Source organism: Vibrio sp. 10N.247.310.98 (assembly GCF_041467395.1).
Lineage (GTDB): Bacteria > Pseudomonadota > Gammaproteobacteria > Enterobacterales > Vibrionaceae > Vibrio > Vibrio crassostreae_C.
Map to the genome: position 1 here is coordinate 7,795 of NZ_JBFSUL010000074.1, position 17,087 is coordinate 24,881.

Annotated in this window: 16 protein-coding genes; 7 read left to right on the plus strand and 9 right to left on the minus strand. The window is 43.7% G+C overall.

Going from position 1 to position 17,087, the window contains the following annotated elements; genetic code table 11:
- Positions 1 to 45: 45 nt before the first annotated feature.
- The 4 genes from rsmS to dinG form a co-directional block, all read right to left on the minus strand.
- Complete coding sequence (gene rsmS / locus AB6E78_RS20640) at positions 46 to 216, minus strand: pleiotropic regulatory protein RsmS (RefSeq protein ID WP_017055021.1); 171 nt, start codon at positions 214 to 216, stop codon at positions 46 to 48.
- Entirely contained in the window at positions 206 to 754 is a 549-nt protein-coding gene (locus tag AB6E78_RS20645) for a primosomal replication protein (RefSeq protein ID WP_017062115.1), read from the minus strand. Before AB6E78_RS20645 ends, rsmS begins: the two co-directional genes overlap by 11 nt.
- 22 nt (positions 755 to 776) lie before the next feature.
- Positions 777 to 1,556, minus strand: coding sequence for a TSUP family transporter (locus AB6E78_RS20650; protein WP_017062114.1), 780 nt, complete (start codon positions 1,554 to 1,556; stop codon positions 777 to 779).
- A gap of 128 nt (positions 1,557 to 1,684) precedes the next feature.
- Positions 1,685 to 3,760 (minus strand): ATP-dependent DNA helicase DinG, encoded by a 2,076-nt coding sequence (gene dinG / locus AB6E78_RS20655; protein WP_136978344.1) that lies wholly within the window; start codon positions 3,758 to 3,760, stop codon positions 1,685 to 1,687.
- A 513-nt stretch (positions 3,761 to 4,273) separates the two neighbouring features.
- Between dinG and AB6E78_RS20660 the strand changes: the two genes are divergently transcribed.
- Together AB6E78_RS20660 and AB6E78_RS20665 are read left to right on the plus strand one after the other, a co-directional pair.
- On the plus strand, positions 4,274 to 5,293 hold the full coding sequence (locus tag AB6E78_RS20660; RefSeq protein ID WP_017070022.1) for a porin: 1,020 nt from the start codon (positions 4,274 to 4,276) through the stop codon (positions 5,291 to 5,293).
- A gap of 74 nt (positions 5,294 to 5,367) precedes the next feature.
- Positions 5,368 to 6,015 carry a DUF2057 family protein gene (locus tag AB6E78_RS20665; protein WP_372134137.1) on the plus strand — a complete coding sequence of 216 codons (648 nt, stop codon included), beginning with the start codon at positions 5,368 to 5,370 and terminating at the stop codon, positions 6,013 to 6,015.
- A gap of 58 nt (positions 6,016 to 6,073) precedes the next feature.
- Here AB6E78_RS20665 and AB6E78_RS20670 read toward each other — a convergent pair whose 3' ends face one another.
- A complete protein-coding gene (locus tag AB6E78_RS20670; RefSeq protein ID WP_136973574.1) occupies positions 6,074 to 6,802 on the minus strand; it encodes a pseudouridine synthase in 729 nt (242 codons plus the stop codon).
- A 321-nt stretch (positions 6,803 to 7,123) separates the two neighbouring features.
- Here AB6E78_RS20670 and AB6E78_RS20675 point away from each other — a divergent pair, with 321 nt between their 5' ends.
- Positions 7,124 to 9,349, plus strand: a complete 2,226-nt coding sequence (locus tag AB6E78_RS20675) for an NADP-dependent isocitrate dehydrogenase (protein WP_017067848.1) — start codon at positions 7,124 to 7,126, stop codon at positions 9,347 to 9,349.
- 327 nt (positions 9,350 to 9,676) lie between these two features.
- On the opposite strand, the gene cspD is transcribed toward AB6E78_RS20675, so the two are convergent.
- Positions 9,677 to 9,898: a cold shock domain-containing protein CspD gene (gene cspD, locus AB6E78_RS20680; protein WP_004736548.1), complete on the minus strand. Its 222-nt coding sequence runs from the start codon at positions 9,896 to 9,898 to the stop codon at positions 9,677 to 9,679.
- Positions 9,899 to 10,483: 585 nt separating this feature from the next.
- Here cspD and clpS point away from each other — a divergent pair.
- Positions 10,484 to 10,804: an ATP-dependent Clp protease adapter ClpS gene (gene clpS / locus AB6E78_RS20685; protein WP_004737430.1), complete on the plus strand. Its 321-nt coding sequence runs from the start codon at positions 10,484 to 10,486 to the stop codon at positions 10,802 to 10,804.
- 39 nt (positions 10,805 to 10,843) lie between these two features.
- The gene (clpA, locus tag AB6E78_RS20690; protein ID WP_017062108.1) at positions 10,844 to 13,117 is read left to right on the plus strand and encodes an ATP-dependent Clp protease ATP-binding subunit ClpA; all 2,274 of its coding nucleotides are present in this window, start codon (positions 10,844 to 10,846) and stop codon (positions 13,115 to 13,117) included.
- Positions 13,118 to 13,325: 208 nt separating this feature from the next.
- Here the strand turns inward: clpA and infA are convergent, their stop codons facing one another.
- The 3 genes from infA to aat all read right to left on the minus strand — a co-directional run bounded on the left by infA (position 13,326) and on the right by aat (position 15,034).
- A complete protein-coding gene (gene infA, locus AB6E78_RS20695) occupies positions 13,326 to 13,544 on the minus strand; it encodes a translation initiation factor IF-1 (RefSeq protein WP_001040192.1) in 219 nt (72 codons plus the stop codon).
- An 81-nt stretch (positions 13,545 to 13,625) separates the two neighbouring features.
- Positions 13,626 to 14,324, minus strand: coding sequence for an arginyltransferase (locus AB6E78_RS20700; protein ID WP_372112220.1), 699 nt, complete (start codon positions 14,322 to 14,324; stop codon positions 13,626 to 13,628).
- Positions 14,324 to 15,034 (minus strand): leucyl/phenylalanyl-tRNA--protein transferase, encoded by a 711-nt coding sequence (gene aat / locus AB6E78_RS20705; protein WP_017063504.1) that lies wholly within the window; start codon positions 15,032 to 15,034, stop codon positions 14,324 to 14,326. The genes AB6E78_RS20700 and aat overlap by 1 nt, the downstream gene beginning before the upstream one ends.
- 53 nt (positions 15,035 to 15,087) lie before the next feature.
- Between aat and AB6E78_RS20710 the strand changes: the two genes are divergently transcribed.
- Positions 15,088 to 15,543 (plus strand): glycine zipper 2TM domain-containing protein, encoded by a 456-nt coding sequence (locus AB6E78_RS20710; RefSeq protein ID WP_004736438.1) that lies wholly within the window; start codon positions 15,088 to 15,090, stop codon positions 15,541 to 15,543.
- A 162-nt stretch (positions 15,544 to 15,705) separates the two neighbouring features.
- Complete coding sequence (aroA, locus tag AB6E78_RS20715) at positions 15,706 to 16,986, plus strand: 3-phosphoshikimate 1-carboxyvinyltransferase (protein ID WP_017062105.1); 1,281 nt, start codon at positions 15,706 to 15,708, stop codon at positions 16,984 to 16,986.
- The last annotated feature ends 101 nt before the right edge of the window (positions 16,987 to 17,087 follow it).

The window sequence follows — 17,087 nt, forward strand, 5'->3', positions numbered from 1 at the left end:
ATGCTAGATGCTAGATGCTAGATGCTAGATGCTAGATGCTAGATGCTAGATGCTAGATGCTAGTTTGGCTTGTAAATCTTGCTGGACAATTTTGATTGCTTCTAACGCGACTTTTGGATCGATTTCGTTGCTTTCGAGCAGATAGATCAGGTCGACAGCTAACTTAACTTCTTCTGGTGCGTTATCCAGTGGTGATGGTGTGTTATCAGTGTTCATTTCGCTTAGGGTTCTCTAAGTTAATCAGTCTCTCAATATTTTTCATTGAGTCTTCACAGCGTTCTAATCGCTCTTTTGCTAACTGCCAAGCCTCTTCCGCTTTTTTCTTACTGTGGCGAGGCGCAGAATCAAACGTTAACTTTCGTACTCGTACTAAATCGACCAATCGCTTTTGCCAGTCTTGGTGCTGGGCGAGTTCGTTGTATAGGTCGTTCAGGGTTTTCCCTGACTTGCTTTTTCGGTCCAAGCGTAAATCGTGGTTGGCTAACTCTCTTTGGATTGCTGCAATCTGATTGGTCAGCTTTTCTGTCAGGTAGTTGGCTCTGGACGCGGTCAGTTGATTTGAGGTTTGTTCACGTACAATGGTGCGGTACGTTGCCTGAGTTTCAAGTGCATAGGGAAGCAAAACAGAGGCGCCGCATTTAAATAAGGCTCGGTCAAACAAGGCTTGATGATAAGCCCCTCGAGATTTGTCAACCTGCGAGCAATGGCCAATCAAGGTATCAATAACACTTTTTAGCTTTGAAAATTGATTCATTTCACTTCCCGTTGGCTACTGCCTATAAGTTCACAAACCAAGCTTCGTATGCCAGTTTAATTGCAAGTACGCTTACAACTGTAACAAACACAGGTCTTATAAATGTAGCACCGAACCGAATAGCAGAGTGAGCGCCAACAAATGCACCGGCCATCAAACAAAGGCCCATGGTTAAACCTAGAACCCAATCAATATGACCAAGAATCGCGAAGGTCACCAAAGAGGTAAAGTTACTGGTAAAGTTCATGGCTTTGGATAGACCAGAGGCAAGTAAGATGTTTAAGCGATAAAGCGCCATAGAGCTTACCGTCCAAAACGCGCCAGTTCCTGGGCCAGCAACCCCATCATAAAAGCCAAGAATGAATCCTTGGTACTTTTGTTTTCTCTTAAGCACAGGGCATGGCTTAGGAGACACATTATGGCTCACATCTGGAGTCTTATGAAAAATGGTATAGACCGCTGCGGCAAGAATGACTAACGGCAATACCTTCTCTAACCACTCGGTGCTAATGGCATCAACAGTGAGTGTGCCGATGGTCGCACCTATTAAAGTAGATATGAATGCATTGACCCAACACTCAGGCTTGAACAGCTTTTTACGGTAGTAAGTGAATGCAGCTGTAGATGAAGCGAAGGTTGCTGCAAGCTTGTTAGTACCCAATGCGATGTGTGGCGGTAAACCAAGTGACAGTAAAGCTGGAACGGTTAACATCCCTCCGCCACCTGCGACAGCATCAATAAAGCCTGCTGCAAATGCAACCAGAGCAAGTATGACCAACATGGTTGGCTCAATCATTTCCATAAATAGCTAGTGTTCTCGTTATCGGCTGATAGGGCAGCCACATGAAAAATCTATGGATTAGTCATGTTGGGTTGTGAATGCAAGGGCCTAGCGATGAAGGCCCATAACTACCTCAAGGGCAGGGGATATTAGTATTTTATTGTTCTTTTAAAAGGCGGTAGTGAATCGAGTAGGGACTTTCCGTATCGCTTCGTTACTATGCGTCTATCAAGGATCGTGACTTTACCAGAATCTCTTTCCTTACGCAGTAGTCTACCCACAGATTGAATAAGCTTTTTACTCGCATCTGGAACAGTAATCTGCATAAAAGGGTTACCACCGCGTGATTCAATATATTCTGAATGTGCTTGCTCTACGGGAGAGGTAGGAACACCAAAAGGAATCTTGGTAATAACGAGGTTTTCAAGAAGCTCACCCGGTAGATCAAGACCTTCAGAAAAGCTGCCAGTTCCAAAAAGAACGCTGGTTTTACCTTGGTCTATTAGCTTTTTATGTTTTTTTAGAATTTCAGTTCGTGAAGTATCGCCTTGAACCTGCAATGCCCACGACTTTTTAACGAAATCTGTTGTTAAAGCCTCTGCAACTTTGTTCATTTGCCAGTAAGAAGAGAATAGAACGAGATTGGCTTTTTTGTCTTCTATTACCTTAGGCAAAATTTCAATAAGATATTCGGTAAACTGAGGTGCTTGTGGTTCGTACTTCATTGCCGGAACGATCAGCTCAGCTTGATTCTGGTAATCAAACGGTGATGCCAAAGCCAAAAATTGTACGCCATCTTCTGCTTTTTGGCTGATACCTGCTTGATGACAGAAAAAGCTGAAAGAGTTGAGCGCCCTCATGGTCGCAGATACTAATACGGCACCCACACAGCGGCTCCAGATTTGTTGATCCAGTTGCCAACCTACCTCTAGTGGCGAAACATTCACAACGAAATCGCCTTCGCTTTCTTTGTTAAGTTCGAGCCAACGAGCCAAAGGAGCACCTTTTTCTCTCTTCGGTTCAGCCATTAAGCGCCAAACTTGAGCAAGGTTCTCTGTTCTTTGTATATAGAAGCCAATTTCTGCCAGTGCCGGCTCTGCAAGCTTTGCTGAAAGCTCGCCGTCTTTAACTCGTTCCGCAATCAGGTCTGCAATCTTCGCAACTGCTTGGCTCGCCTTTTGTGTGAGTTGCTTGAGGTCTTTTGATTCATTCTCAAGCCACTCAGGTAAGTCGCCATGTTCGAAGCGATACAAGCCGTCTTCAAAGTGGTTAGCGTCAAACTGTTTACTCATTTGAGTCAGGGTAGGGATCAGCTGTTGCACTGAGTCTTGCAGCTCATTTCGAAATCGATGGACACGTTTCTCGTCAGCGAGGCCTGAAAGCTTAGTGATTGATTGATTCAAACGCTCCAACCACGATGCTGCGCCTTTTAAGCTCGCAGCCGCAGAAGAGTGATCTCTGGCTACATGCGGTAAATGGTGAGCTTCATCGAATATATAGATGCTATTTTCTGGTTCAGGCAGTATCACGCCGCCGCCTAAGTCTGCATCAGCCATCACTAAACTGTGATTGGCGATAATCACGTCTGCTTTATCTAGCTCTGAGCGAGCTTTCTGGAAAGGGCAGTCTCTATGCGTAGGCATACTGTTGTTACAGCTGTGCTTATCGCTGACAATCATCTGCCAAATCATGTTGTCGATGGGTTTTGGCCACGAATCACGGTCACCATCCCATTTACCTTGGGTTAGGCTACGATACATGGTTTGAAGTTGGTCGATATCCTTCTTCTTTGGCTTAGATTCGAACATGGCCATTTGTCCGCCATCAACCCCGCAGGCAGCGGCTAGCTTTTCGGAACAACAATAACGCTGTCTGCCCTTCGCTAATATGAAAGAAAACTCTCGATCAGTCAGTCTTCTATATAGAGGGAGATCTTTATTGACGAGCTGTTCTTGTAGCGCAACCGTCGCCGTTGATATGACTATTTTTCGGTTATTGAGCACAGCGACAGGAATAGTTGCCATTAAATAAGCCAGTGATTTCCCGATCCCGGTTCCCGCTTCTGCAACAATCATGCGATTACTTTTGTGGTATTGACCACAAAGTGTCTTCGCTATTTCTGCAACAAGGTAATTTTGAGCACGTCGAGGTACAAAGTTGTCCAACTGATCTTGGAGGTTTTGATAACTGGTGCGAATAGATTTTTGAATTTTAGTAGTTAGCATACTGTGACCTACGTAACGGAGCGAGGATAGTAGCACATATCACTAGTCGGTACATTTACGGTGAAATAGCTTGCTTTTGAATCAAAGGTAGATCTTGTTCACAAAAAAAAACTGAACCATCAGGAACTTAACTATTTTATTTATGTTGCGAAATATAAATATTAAAAAAGACTTGCTTGTAGGTGTTAAATCCTGAGATGTGGCGTTTTTACAAGTTGTTTGTGGTGTTAAATGCTGTTTTGTTCTTTTTTTGGATTATTATATTTCCTGATAAAACTAAGGATAAGCTGCTCGTAAAACTATGAAAAAAAATGTAAGTGGTTGATTTTGATTGCTTTGTGTTTTTTTTAGGTTTGTTTTTAGTTTATTTGACACGCAGGATAATCTTTTGCAATCTAGACCTCGAAATTTAGTGACGGTGATTAACCAACAAAGAGTGGTAATGACCAGTCATAAAAATAAAAGGGAACCGGGCAAGGATCTCCCATTCTTAGAAAAGGCAGTGGATTTATTATGAAAAAGACTCTATTAGCGCTAGCTATCGCAGCTACAGCAACTTCTGTAAACGCAGCAGAAATTTACTCTAACGACGATACTAAAGTTGGCCTAAAAGGCGAGGTAGATATCTACCTACAACAATCTGAAGTAGACGAGACTCTAACTAAAACAGTTAAAAACGAAGCTGACGTTTCTACTTGGGCTAAAATTCAACTAGACGCTGAGCAGAAGCTTAACGACCAGTTCACAGCATTCGCATCTTTCGAAATCGAAACTGACGGCAGCAACGCTAAGTTCGATGACGTTCTAGCTGGTTTTAAAACTGACACTTGGGGTATGGCTTTCGGTGAAACTGGCGACCTAGCAGAATCTGCTGACGCTATCCAGAAAGATGATATCACAAACGAAGGTAACTACATGGGCTCTACTGGTGGTCACCACCGCGAGTCTTCTGGCCACGGCGCTGTATTCAAAGGTCAATTCGTTGAAGGTTTCACCATCGTAGCTGACGTTAACACTGATTCTACTGAAGACGTTGACAACACTTACGGTATCTCTGCAGATTACGCATTCAGCAACTTCTCTATCGGTGCTTCTTACATCACTGGTGACGCTGCTAAAGATGTAGATTACTCTCTTGCTGGTGTTTCTGCTTCTGCTGAATTTGGTGGTTTTTACTTAGCGCTTACTTACGCACAGTTTGAAGGCAACCAAGGTTACGGTTACTGGGACCTATCTGACATCGCTGCTGATTCTTACGGCAACGGTGAAACTATGGGTATCGCAGCTGCTTACCAAATCGACGCTGTTCGTCTATACGCTACATACTCTGTAGCAACAACTGACGAAATCGCTACAGCAGCGGGTACTTCTAAGATCTCTGATATCGACTCTACTAACCTAGTTGTTGGTGTTGATTACGCATTCCGTGACAACATCCTATTCCTAGCTGAATACCAAACTGCTGATTTCGAATACGCATCACAAACTCTAGATGCTGACGGCGTTATCGCTGGTGTTTACTACACATTCTAATCTGTAGTTAACTATGCTATACAAAAGCCAGCTATTAGCTGGCTTTTTTACATTTATTGATTAAGGAATCGTACATGAACAAGTGGTATTTGAGTTTTGTCTGTCTATTCTCTGCACCATACGCAACGGCTGCTCTTGATTTGGCTTCTGGTATTTCGCTAAATACTTTGAACGGTGAGGTTGTTGAAAGTGTGGAAGACGCTGTATTCACCTCAGGTGAAAACCAACTCGTTTTAGATTACACAGGGTATTTGAGCGATAAAGGCAAACGCGAGTTTATCAGTACAGTTCCTTACATTATGGTAGTTAATGTTCCCGAAAATGCTGATGTTGATATTGATCTTCTAAGTAGAAAGTACGCTAAAATCGAAAAAAATGTAGACAGAGAACTTCCTATATTCAGTATCTTTGTAAACGGTGATGATGCAGAAGTCGTGCAAGAAGTTTTGCCTCCATCTCAAGGTGCACTGCCTTACAGCGATATCCCTCAGTTGGTTAAAGACTACAACCAAGAAAGAGGCTTAGTTTTTGATTCAGGCAAGATTCGTTCGTTGAAAGAAGAGCTAGCGGCGGTACAAACTGGTGCAGTAGTTGGAGCAACGGTAGCTGGCGACAGTACTGTGCAAGAGTCTGAAAATACGCTTCAACTTAAGCTATGGTATTCAAGAGCAAATGAAGAAGAGCGTAAAGCATTCCAAAAATGGTTAATTGACCAAAAGTAATCAATCTTCACGTACAAAAAAGCGAGACGTAAATCTCGCTTTAATATATTGCTATGAGTTAAATCTCTTTCCACTCACCAGGCTGCAGCTGCCCCACATTCATATTACCCATTGAGTAACGGATAAGACGCAGGGTAGGGAAGCCGATATTGGCTGTCATTCGTCTTACCTGACGGTTACGTCCTTCAATGATTGTAATAGCCAACCATGTTGTCGGTATCGCGGCTCTGAAGCGTACTGGAGGATTTCTATCCCACACAACAGGTTCAGACATCACCTCAACCTGAGCGGGCAGTGTCATGCCGTCTTTTAGTTCGACACCTTTTCTCAATTTATCTAAATCTTCCTCAGAAGGTGCGCCTTCAACCTGTACCCAGTAAGTCTTTGGGGATTTTGAGTTTGGTTGAGTTAGCTTAGCTTGAAAAATACCATCGTTGGTCAAGACCATTAACCCTTCGCTGTCGCGGTCAAGGCGACCTGCAGCATAAACGTCTTTCACTGGAATAAAGTCCGCTAGCGTTTTTCTCCCTTCGCCATCTGTAAATTGGCTTAGAGTATCGAAAGGCTTGTTGAACAGAATTACTTTGCGATCTTCGAGCGCAACCTTAGGTTTTGCATTGGTAGGCTTGCCTTTATATCGGTGCTTGCTTGAGTGAGATTTGTTGTGCGAATTGCCAGTGTTATTCTTATCACTGCTTCGGCTTTGTCTATTACCGCTTTGTTTTAATGTTGCACCAGAACGAGCCGGTTTGTCTGAACGAGATGCGCTGCGTGAGCGAGTAGACATGTTAACTACCTTGCAAAAATGTAAACGAAGTGTGCTGAAAAGTTTTCACTGAAACGGAATTGAGCTATCATTTGCGCGCCTAAAAGACACAAAATAGAACAAGTTGATGGACTCTTAAGCCTGATTTGTTTAATTATACCTTCGTGTTTTATTATAACAACGCACTCACGGATTTGGTTCATGCTGTCATCAAGATTGTATGAAAAATAAGATAGAGTACGACTATCGAGTAAGCAGTTTTCACTCTTAGAGTGGCTTACTGGTCAATTTATAACACGCTCACTACTTTAAATGAGCTTGTAAGAACTATAGGGAAATTTCATGCCTACTGAAAAACCAACGATCATCTATACCATTACAGACGAAGCTCCGGCGCTAGCAACATACTCTCTGCTGCCTATCATTCAATCTTTTACAGCTTCTTCTGGTATTAACGTTGATACTCGCGACATTTCACTTGCAGGGCGTATTATTGCCAACTTCCCTGACTATTTGAACGAAGAGCAACGTATTGGTGATGCATTAGCAGAACTAGGTGAATTGGCTAAGACACCAGAAGCAAACATTATCAAACTTCCAAACATCTCTGCATCTGTACCTCAGCTTCAAGCAACAATCAAAGAGCTACAGTCAAAAGGTTACGCACTTCCTAATTACCCAGAAGAAGCAAACACTGACGAAGAGAAAGCAGTAAAAGCGACTTACGACAAAATCAAAGGCAGTGCAGTAAATCCAGTATTGCGTGAAGGTAACTCGGATCGCCGCGCTCCACTTTCTGTTAAAAACTACGCGAAGAAGAACCCACACTCAATGGGTGCTTGGTCTGCAGATTCTAAGTCGCACGTTTCAAGTATGGACGACAAAGACTTCTTCGGTAGCGAAAAGTCAGTAACCATTGAAGGTGCTACAGAAGTTAGCATTGAATTCGTTGGCAAAGATGGTGCGAAGAAAACATTGAAGCCAGCTTTTGCACTGCAAGATAAAGAGATCATTGATGCGTCAGTGATGAATAAGGCCGCTTTGGTTGCATTCTTCGAAAAAGAAATCGCATCGGCTAAAGAGCAAGGTGTACTGCTTTCTCTTCACTTGAAAGCGACGATGATGAAAGTATCTGACCCAGTGATCTTTGGTCACGCGGTTAAGGTTTACTACAAAGACGTATTTGCTAAACACGGTCAGCTGTTTGAAGAGCTAGGCGTTGATGTAAATAACGGCATCGGTGATGTCTACGCGAAGATTGATGCGCTTCCTCAAGAGCAGAAAGAAGCAATCGAAGCTGACCTGCAAGCGGTATACGAGACTCAGCCACCACTAGCGATGGTTGATTCGGACCGTGGCATTACTAACCTACACGTACCAAGCGATATCATTGTGGATGCATCTATGCCTGCAATGCTGCGTTCTTCTGGTCAAATGTGGGATCCAGAAGGTAAGCAAAAAGATACCAAAGCAATGATCCCAGATCGTAGCTACGCGAGCATTTACCAAGCGGTTATTGATTTCTGTAAAGAGAACGGCGCGTTCGATCCAACAACGATGGGTAGCGTACCAAACGTTGGCTTGATGGCTCAAAAAGCGGAAGAGTACGGTTCTCATGATAAGACTTTCATCCTTGAAGCTGCTGGTCAGGTTCAAGTTGTTGACGCTTCAGGCGCTGTGCTTCTTGAGCAAGACGTAGAGGAAGGCGATATCTTCCGTATGTGTCAGGTTAAAGATGCACCAATCCAAGACTGGGTTAAGCTTGCGGTAACGCGTGCTCGTGCATCGGGTGTTCCAGCGGTATTTTGGCTAGATGCGTCACGCGCACATGATGCTCAGCTTATCAAGAAAGTTGAAGCATACCTTCCTGAATACGATACCGATGGTCTTGAAATTAAGATCCTTGCTCCACTTGAAGCGACTCAATACTCACTGGTTCGTATCAAAGAAGGCCTAGATACTATTTCGGTTACTGGTAACGTATTACGTGATTACCTAACTGACTTGTTCCCGATTTTAGAGCTTGGTACATCAGCTAAGATGCTATCGATTGTTCCACTAATGAACGGTGGTGGTCTGTTTGAAACAGGTGCTGGCGGCTCTGCTCCTAAACATGTTCAACAAGTAGAGAAAGAAAACCACCTGCGTTGGGATTCTCTAGGTGAATTCTTGGCACTAGCGGCATCTCTAGAGCACCTGAGCGTAGTAACAGGTAACGCTAAAGCACAAGTTCTAGCTGATGCGCTTGATAAAGCGACGGGTGAGTTCCTTGATAACAACAAGTCTCCTTCACGTCGAGTAGGTGAGCTTGATAACCGTGGTAGCCACTACTATCTAGCGGCATACTGGGCTAAGGCGCTTGCTGAGCAAACGGCTGACGCTGATCTTGCTGCTGAGTTTGCAGGTGTGGCAAGTCAACTGGCTGAAAGTGAAGAAGCGATCGTTGCAGAGCTGAACAACGCTCAAGGTGTGGCTGGCGACTTAGGTGGTTACTACCTACTTGACGATGCATTGGTTTCAACACTAATGCGCCCAAGCTCAACGCTAAACGCGTTTATTGATGCATAGTGATTGGACTCATCGTTAGTCACTCATGAACGTGATTTGCTAACGAGTTGCTTAGGCTGATAGCTAAGTTATAGATAAAGTCAAAACGAAAGACGCTTTAACGATAATGTTAAAGCGTCTTTTTTCTGTCTAATACTTCTTAAGACCTAGCTTAAGGGGAGTAGCTCTTCGAGCTCATTGTCCAGTGAGCAACTTTAGAGCCCCCAAAACGAAAAAAACCGCTCACGTAATCCTGTGTTACAGGTATTAAATGAGCGGTTTCAATATTCTGTTTACCTGTCAGCCGTTAATGACGATTGATGGAGGTTAACATGAGTTTGCATTCGCCTATTTTGCGGCGCTGCCTTCTACAGGAACAACGGAGCTAGCATGCGAGCCTTTAGGTCCACTTTCTACTTCATAGTCGACCTGCTGACCAGCCTTTAAGGTTCGATAACCTTCCATTTGTATTGTGGAGTAGTGCGCGAAAATATCGCCGTCTTCACCTTCTGGACAAATAAAGCCAAACCCTTTGGCATTGTTAAACCATTTTACTGTACCTGTAGCCATGCTATACATCCCTCATGCATTTTGTTACTAACGTTGTTATATCAATTGTTGTAAGTGCGATTGATATCATTCCTACCAGCTAAAGAATTTCAGCTAATAGCTTGAATCTCGTACATTGCTTACGGAAATTAACGCTACCCTGCGTAATTATTCCTTATTGTTAATTTTTGAAGCGTGTTACTGATTTTAATTCATGTTGCAAAAGTGTATTAAAAAACCTTTTAGCTCCAATGTAGCTAATGATTGAGCACAGTCAATAGTAAATTGGTATAAAAGTGATCAATTTTAATAACAAATCACATTCGAGATTAACCGCAAACTATTAACTAAATAGTAACTTAGCGGTAATCTTATCGTTAGTATCAATAGTTATGGCGTCTTTTTAATCAATCACATATGTTAATCTTGTTAATCGAGATCTTTTATTTGCAGCGATGGAAATGGTGGATTAGGCTCAGTATAGAGGAATATTTTTTGGTACTGTTTCTAGGTGCAGTTTCTTAGTACACGGTAAAGCGTGAATGTGGTAAATTTGAGTTAGGTAAACACTCACGACTTCCGAAAAATAACCCTTAGCAAAGCGATATGAGCAGAAACTTTGAATGGGCATCTCCAGGCTCAGATTTACTGGAGAAAGAAGCAACAAAAGTAAAGCCACCGGCGATGTATAACGTTGTGTTGAATAACGATGACTACACGCCCATGGACTTTGTAATCGAGATCCTAGAGCGATTCTTCTCACTAGATATCGAAAAAGCAACGGAAGTGATGCTCAAGGTTCATTATGAAGGTAAAGCTATATGCGGCACATACAGTGCTGAAATAGCGGAAACAAAGGTAGCGCAGGTCACGATGTACTCAAAGGAAAATGAGCATCCGCTACTATGTACAATGGAGCAAGTATAAATTGCTCGAACAACACTGTTGTTCCCTTAGGAGGTACTTATGCTAAATAAAGAATTAGAGACGAGTTTAAATGGCGCATTTGCTCGTGCGCGAGACAAGCGACATGAATTCATGACTGTTGAACACCTCCTACTAGCATTATTAGAAAATGATGCGGCCAAGGAAGCGCTCCAAGCTTGTCAGGCTGATCTCGATGCTCTTCGCAATGAGCTCGATATTTTTATCGATCAAACGACCCCACTTATCCCTGAAAGCGATGAAACTCGCGAAACTCAGCCTACGTTGAGCTTTCAACGAGTACTTCAACGCGCTGTTTTTCATGTTCAATCTTCAGGTCGCAGCGAAGTAACAGGTGCTAACGTACTTGTGGCTATTTTTAGTGAGCAAGAATCTCACGCGGCATATCTTCTTAAGAAAAACGACATTAGTCGCTTAGATATTGTTAACTTCATCTCACACGGTATTACCAAAGCCAGCAACGAAGGCGACAGTCCTTCATCATCCGATTCATTTGGTGGTGCAGAAAATGCTGAAGAAGCTAACTCTGAAGACCGTTTAGAAAATTTTGCTACTAACCTTAACGAAGTCGCAAAGCAGGGCAATATTGACCCACTAATCGGTCGTGACAAAGAGCTAGAACGCACTATCCAAGTTCTGTGTCGTCGTCGTAAGAACAACCCTCTGTTAGTGGGTGAAGCGGGGGTAGGTAAAACTGCCATCGCGGAAGGTCTTGCATGGCGCATCGTTGAAGGACAAGTGCCTGAAATCATTCAGAGCAGCGTAATTTATTCTCTAGATATCGGTTCACTGTTAGCCGGAACCAAATATCGTGGTGACTTTGAGAAACGTTTTAAAGCGATTCTTAAGCAACTGGAGAAAGAAGAAGACGCGATTCTGTTCATCGATGAGATCCACACCATTATCGGTGCCGGGGCTGCATCGGGTGGTCAGGTTGATGCGGCAAACTTAATTAAACCACTACTAAGCAGTGGCAAATTACGTTGCATCGGTTCAACAACGTACCAAGAGTACAGCAGTATTTTTGAGAAGGAGCGTGCTTTAGCTCGTCGCTTCCAGAAAATAGATATTATTGAACCATCGCTAGACGATACGACCAAGATCCTGATTGGCTTGAAGCCAAAATACGAAGCTCACCACGAAGTGCGCTACACCAACAAAGCGTTGCGTGCCGCTGTGGAACTGTCAGCTAAATACATTAATGAACGCCACCTTCCTGATAAGGCCATTGACGTAATCGATGAAGCGGGCGCTCGTAGTCGTTTGGCACCTGCAAGCCGTCGTAAGAAAACGGTAAGCGTGGCTGATATTGAGTCAATGGTTGCGAAAATGGCGCGTATTCCTGAAAAGTCAGTATCGTCTTCAGACAAAGATACACTCCAGAAACTGGATGAGCGCATGAAAATGTTGGTATTCGGACAAGACCCTGCAATCGATGTATTGAGTGAAGCAATTAAGCTGACCCGTGCTGGATTGGGTGCAGACAATAAACCTGTTGGTTCATTCTTGTTTGCTGGTCCTACTGGTGTCGGTAAAACAGAGGTGACTGTTCAGCTGTCTAAGTTGATGGGTATTGAGCTTCTGCGCTTTGATATGTCTGAGTACGGTGAGCGACACTCAGTGAGCCGCTTGATTGGTGCGCCTCCTGGTTATGTTGGTTACGACCAAGGTGGTTTGCTAACGGATGCCGTAATCAAGAACCCGCACTCTGTTGTGTTACTGGATGAAATCGAGAAAGCTCACCCAGATATCTTTAACTTGCTACTGCAGGTAATGGATAACGGCACGCTAACTGACAACAATGGTCGCAAAGCGGACTTCCGCAATGTGATTCTAGTGATGACGACCAACGCAGGTGTGGCTGAAACCGAGAAGAAATCGATCGGCCTGATCCAACAAGATCATGCGCCAGATGCGATGGGCGAAATCAAGAAGGTATTTACTCCTGAGTTCCGTAACCGTCTTGATAATATCATTTGGTTCAACAGCCTTGACCCAAGTGTGATTAGCCAAGTAGTTGATAAGTTCATTGTCGAGCTTCAGGTTCAACTGGACGCTCGTGGCGTGTCTTTAGAGGTTTCTGAGGATGCTCGTCACTGGTTAGCTGATAAAGGCTATGACAAGACCATGGGTGCTCGTCCAATGGGACGTGTGATTCAAGAGAAGCTTAAGAAACCACTTGCTAACGAGTTACTGTTCGGTAGCTTGGTTGATGGCGGTACGGTTAAAGTATCCCTGAAAAAAGACGAATTGGATTTCATCTATGTTGGTGCTAAAGAAGAGGTCATGCACTAACGAAGTGATTGATAAATCAAAGGCTTAAATATAAAACGCATGACTTAGGTTGTGCGTTTTTTTATGCTTGCGAGATGCGAGATGCGAGATGCGAGATGCGAGATGCGAGATGCGAGATGCGAGATTGATGTGCTTGTGTAGTAAAAAGCTCAGGCAATAAAAAACGGAGCCTTAAGCTCCGCTTCTTATTGTATTCGCTAATTAAAAATTAACGAGCACGGAAGACGATGCGGCCTTTAGAAAGGTCGTATGGAGTCATCTCAACAGTTACTTTATCACCAGTAAGAATACGGATGTAGTTCTTACGCATTTTACCAGAGATGTGTGCTGTCACTACGTGACCGTTTTCAAGCTCAACACGGAACATTGTGTTTGGTAGAGTATCAAGGACAGTGCCTTGCATCTCGATTACGTCTTCTTTAGCCATCTAATCCTCTTTCGAAATTTGGCGGTTTTCAACGGCTTGATTGTGCCGTTAAAATCAAAATATGTAAAGTTGTCGCGTATTCTACCCTTGCCACCGCTGATTTACTAGCCTTTGATGACGTTGAAATCGTACTTTATAGTTCATCGCAGGGCATTCATCGATTTGATAACCCAAATATAACCATTGTTTTTGTTCTTTCTGGGCATGTTGGATCTGAAATAGAACGCCAAGTGTTCCCATCGAAATGTCTATATCAGGAGCGAAGAAGGTATAAAACGCGCTCGTACAGTGAGCCATGATGTCGGTTACGGCGATACCAACCAACTTGTTCTCATCATAGATGTGCATGAACTTTGTAGTAAGCCACTCATTTTTAGAGAATTGTAGAAACTCTTCTTTCTTGGGTGGGTACATGGTTCCCGAACGGTGACGAGCGGTGATATAGCGACTGTATAAGTCAAACCAGTTGTCATCCATCTCATCTTTCAGTTCCCAACGTAGTGATTTTCCTTTGTTAAGGATCCGTCGTTGGCTTTTGGAAAGCTTAACCTTAGGAATTGAAAGCCGAATCGCTTGGCATGCTGAGCAATTATCGCAATGTGGCTTATAAATGGTTGAACCACTGCGGCGAAATCCATTCGCAAGCAGAACTTCATAGTTATCTGAGGTGTGCATGTGTTCGTCAAGCGTGACCGCCACTCTCTCTTCGAAGTGAGGTAAGTAGCTGCAAGCGTGATTGTCTGTTAATCCAATTCTGATTTGTTGTAAATCTGGATTCATTAAGGCATTTCCTTTAGCCATTGGGTTTTAAAGCATGCATCGTCAACGGAGAACTCTTTGAGTAATTGCAGAGAGCCTAGGAATTCATCCCTATCAACCTCGATAGCGCCTAAGGATTCCAAGTGAGGGTTCATGACTTGGCAATCAATCAGTTGTCCGCCGAATCGGGTAAAGTGTTTACAAAAGTACCACAGCGCAATTTTAGAGGCATTGGTCTTTAGGCTGAACATCGATTCACCGCAAAAGACTTGGCCTCTTTGTAAGCCGTAAAGTCCACCGATCAGTTCATCATCTTGCCAAACCTCAACCGAGTGGCAGAAACCTAATGAAGCGAGTTTGCGGTAGGCTGACTGCATGTCGCTGTTTAGCCAGGTTTCTTCTTCGGGTCTTAGTGAAGAGCAATAACCAATTACTCTGTCCGTCGCTTGGTTGATGCTGACTCGGTAATTGTGCTTTCTTTGAAACTTTTTAAGACTTTTTGACGGTTCGAATGTCTTAGGATTAAATACCGCTCGCGGTGCAGGGCTCCACCAAAGTATAGGCTCACCTGGGCCATACCATGGAAATATACCTTGGCTATAAGCGTTTAAAATTCGCATTGGTGATAAATCACCACCGAAGGCGAGCAGACCGTTGGGGTCATCAAGCGCGTCGAAAGGCGAAGGAAACTCTATACTAGTAGTATCAAGTTCGGTTAGGTATATAGTCATAAGTACCGCATTGCAGATTAATCACTGACCAAGAGGTCTTTAGGAGTTTTACCATGAAGAAGTTGCTTTGGATTTTACTTGTTTTGCCCATGTTGGCAAATGCAGCTTACAACAGAAACCAAGCTCGACCAGTAAACGAGGTGGTTTATGGTGAGATTGATACGGTCAGATACATCACTCAGCAAGAGATCGTTGAGTCGAAAGCGAATGGTTGGGAAACCTTGTTAGGTGCGGCGATTGGTGGCTTGATTGGTAACCAGTTTGGCGGCGGCACTGGTAAAGAAGTGGCGACAGCTGTAGGTGCAGTAGCAGGTGCGGGTATTGCTCGTAACCGAGGTAACACACAATATAAAGTAGAGTACAAACTGGTCGAGTTATTGGTCAAAACCAAAGACGACAAGTTGGTCAACATTATCCAAGATGTCGATAACTCGATGCTGTTCAACCGAGGCGATGATGTACGAATTCTCTATTTTTCAGATGGTGTTCGAGTTGATCTCGTGTACTAGTATACAAATACGATTGATTGGCTAATTAATCACCGGTTTGGGCCGGATTAGCTCTGGAGTTCGTTGGAAAAGTTCGTTAGTCTGCAAGTACGAAGAATTATTCATCACCCGAAAATAAATACGCACCAGTGACTTCGGGTGGTACAAGGACTATAAGATTTAATGGAAAGCCTTACGTTACAACCAATTCAAAAAGTGAACGGGGAAGTTAACCTACCTGGTTCAAAAAGCGTTTCCAACCGTGCACTTCTTTTGGCTGCACTTTCTACGGGAACCACTCGCCTAACAAACTTGCTAGACAGTGATGATATTCGTCATATGTTGAATGCATTGACTCAGTTAGGTGTTGATTATCAGTTGTCTGCAGACAAAACCGTTTGTGAAGTGACAGGTGTTGGTGGTGCATTTTCAAGTGACAAAGCCCTAGAGCTTTTCTTAGGTAATGCGGGTACGGCGATGCGTCCGTTGGCGGCTGCACTATGTTTAGGTCGCGGTGAATACGTTCTTACTGGTGAGCCTCGCATGAAAGAGCGCCCAATTGGCCACTTAGTAACAGCACTACGAGAAGCCGGTGCCGACGTTGAATATTTAGAGAACGAAAACTACCCGCCATTGAAGATCACAGGTACCGGTTTGAAGAGCGGTACGGTTTCTATCGACGGTTCGATCTCTAGTCAATTTTTGACGGCATTTTTGATGGCTGCGCCTTTAGCTGAAGGTGAAGTGACCATTAAAATTGACGGTGAATTGGTTTCTAAACCTTACATCGATATTACGCTGCACATCATGAAGCAATTTGGTGTGGACGTGATCAATAATGATTACCAAGAGTTTGTGATTCCTACCGGGCAATCTTACTCGGCACCGGGTGATTTCTTGGTTGAAGGTGATGCATCATCTGCGTCATATTTCCTTGCAGCCGCTGCTATCAAAGGTGGTGAGATTAAGGTCACTGGTATTGGTAAAAACAGTATCCAAGGTGATATCCAATTCGCTGATGCGCTTGAGAAAATGGGTGCGGAAATCGAATGGGGTGACGACTACGTTATTTCTCGTTGTGGCGAGCTGAAAGGCATTGATATGGACTATAACCATATCCCAGATGCTGCGATGACTATCGCGACAACCGCATTGTTTGCGAAAGGCACAACGGCAATCCGTAATGTCTACAACTGGCGTGTGAAAGAGACAGATCGCTTGGCTGCAATGGCAACAGAGCTACGCAAAGTCGGCGCTGAAGTGGAAGAGGGTGAAGATTACATTATTGTTAACCCTGTGGCTGAACTGACTCATGCGGCGATTGATACTTACGATGATCACCGTATGGCGATGTGTTTCTCGCTGGTTGCCTTGAGCGATACGCCTGTGACGATTAATGATCCAGGTTGTACGTCAAAGACATTCCCTGATTACTTCGACAAGCTGAAAATGCTAAGTCTATAAAAATGCTTAGTATGTAAAGGTTTAGGAACAAAAAAGCTTGCCTAAGTGAAGTGACCCCGTAAAGTTGGACATTTCTGTTAAGCGGCTTTCAAGGCCTGAGT

Bases quoted from the DNA above. Each gene is read 5' to 3' on its own strand.
- rsmS (WP_017055021.1), bottom strand. From the start codon at position 216: ATGAACACTGATAACACACCATCACCACTGGATAACGCACCAGAAGAA.
- AB6E78_RS20645 (WP_017062115.1), bottom strand. From the start codon at position 754: ATGAATCAATTTTCAAAGCTAAAAAGTGTTATTGATACCTTGATTGGC.
- AB6E78_RS20650 (WP_017062114.1), bottom strand. From the start codon at position 1,556: ATGGAAATGATTGAGCCAACCATGTTGGTCATACTTGCTCTGGTTGCA.
- dinG (WP_136978344.1), bottom strand. From the start codon at position 3,760: ATGCTAACTACTAAAATTCAAAAATCTATTCGCACCAGTTATCAAAAC.
- AB6E78_RS20660 (WP_017070022.1), top strand. From the start codon at position 4,274: ATGAAAAAGACTCTATTAGCGCTAGCTATCGCAGCTACAGCAACTTCT.
- AB6E78_RS20665 (WP_372134137.1), top strand. From the start codon at position 5,368: ATGAACAAGTGGTATTTGAGTTTTGTCTGTCTATTCTCTGCACCATAC.
- AB6E78_RS20670 (WP_136973574.1), bottom strand. From the start codon at position 6,802: ATGTCTACTCGCTCACGCAGCGCATCTCGTTCAGACAAACCGGCTCGT.
- AB6E78_RS20675 (WP_017067848.1), top strand. From the start codon at position 7,124: ATGCCTACTGAAAAACCAACGATCATCTATACCATTACAGACGAAGCT.
- cspD (WP_004736548.1), bottom strand. From the start codon at position 9,898: ATGGCTACAGGTACAGTAAAATGGTTTAACAATGCCAAAGGGTTTGGC.
- clpS (WP_004737430.1), top strand. From the start codon at position 10,484: ATGAGCAGAAACTTTGAATGGGCATCTCCAGGCTCAGATTTACTGGAG.
- clpA (WP_017062108.1), top strand. From the start codon at position 10,844: ATGCTAAATAAAGAATTAGAGACGAGTTTAAATGGCGCATTTGCTCGT.
- infA (WP_001040192.1), bottom strand. From the start codon at position 13,544: ATGGCTAAAGAAGACGTAATCGAGATGCAAGGCACTGTCCTTGATACT.
- AB6E78_RS20700 (WP_372112220.1), bottom strand. From the start codon at position 14,324: ATGAATCCAGATTTACAACAAATCAGAATTGGATTAACAGACAATCAC.
- aat (WP_017063504.1), bottom strand. From the start codon at position 15,034: ATGACTATATACCTAACCGAACTTGATACTACTAGTATAGAGTTTCCT.
- AB6E78_RS20710 (WP_004736438.1), top strand. From the start codon at position 15,088: ATGAAGAAGTTGCTTTGGATTTTACTTGTTTTGCCCATGTTGGCAAAT.
- aroA (WP_017062105.1), top strand. From the start codon at position 15,706: ATGGAAAGCCTTACGTTACAACCAATTCAAAAAGTGAACGGGGAAGTT.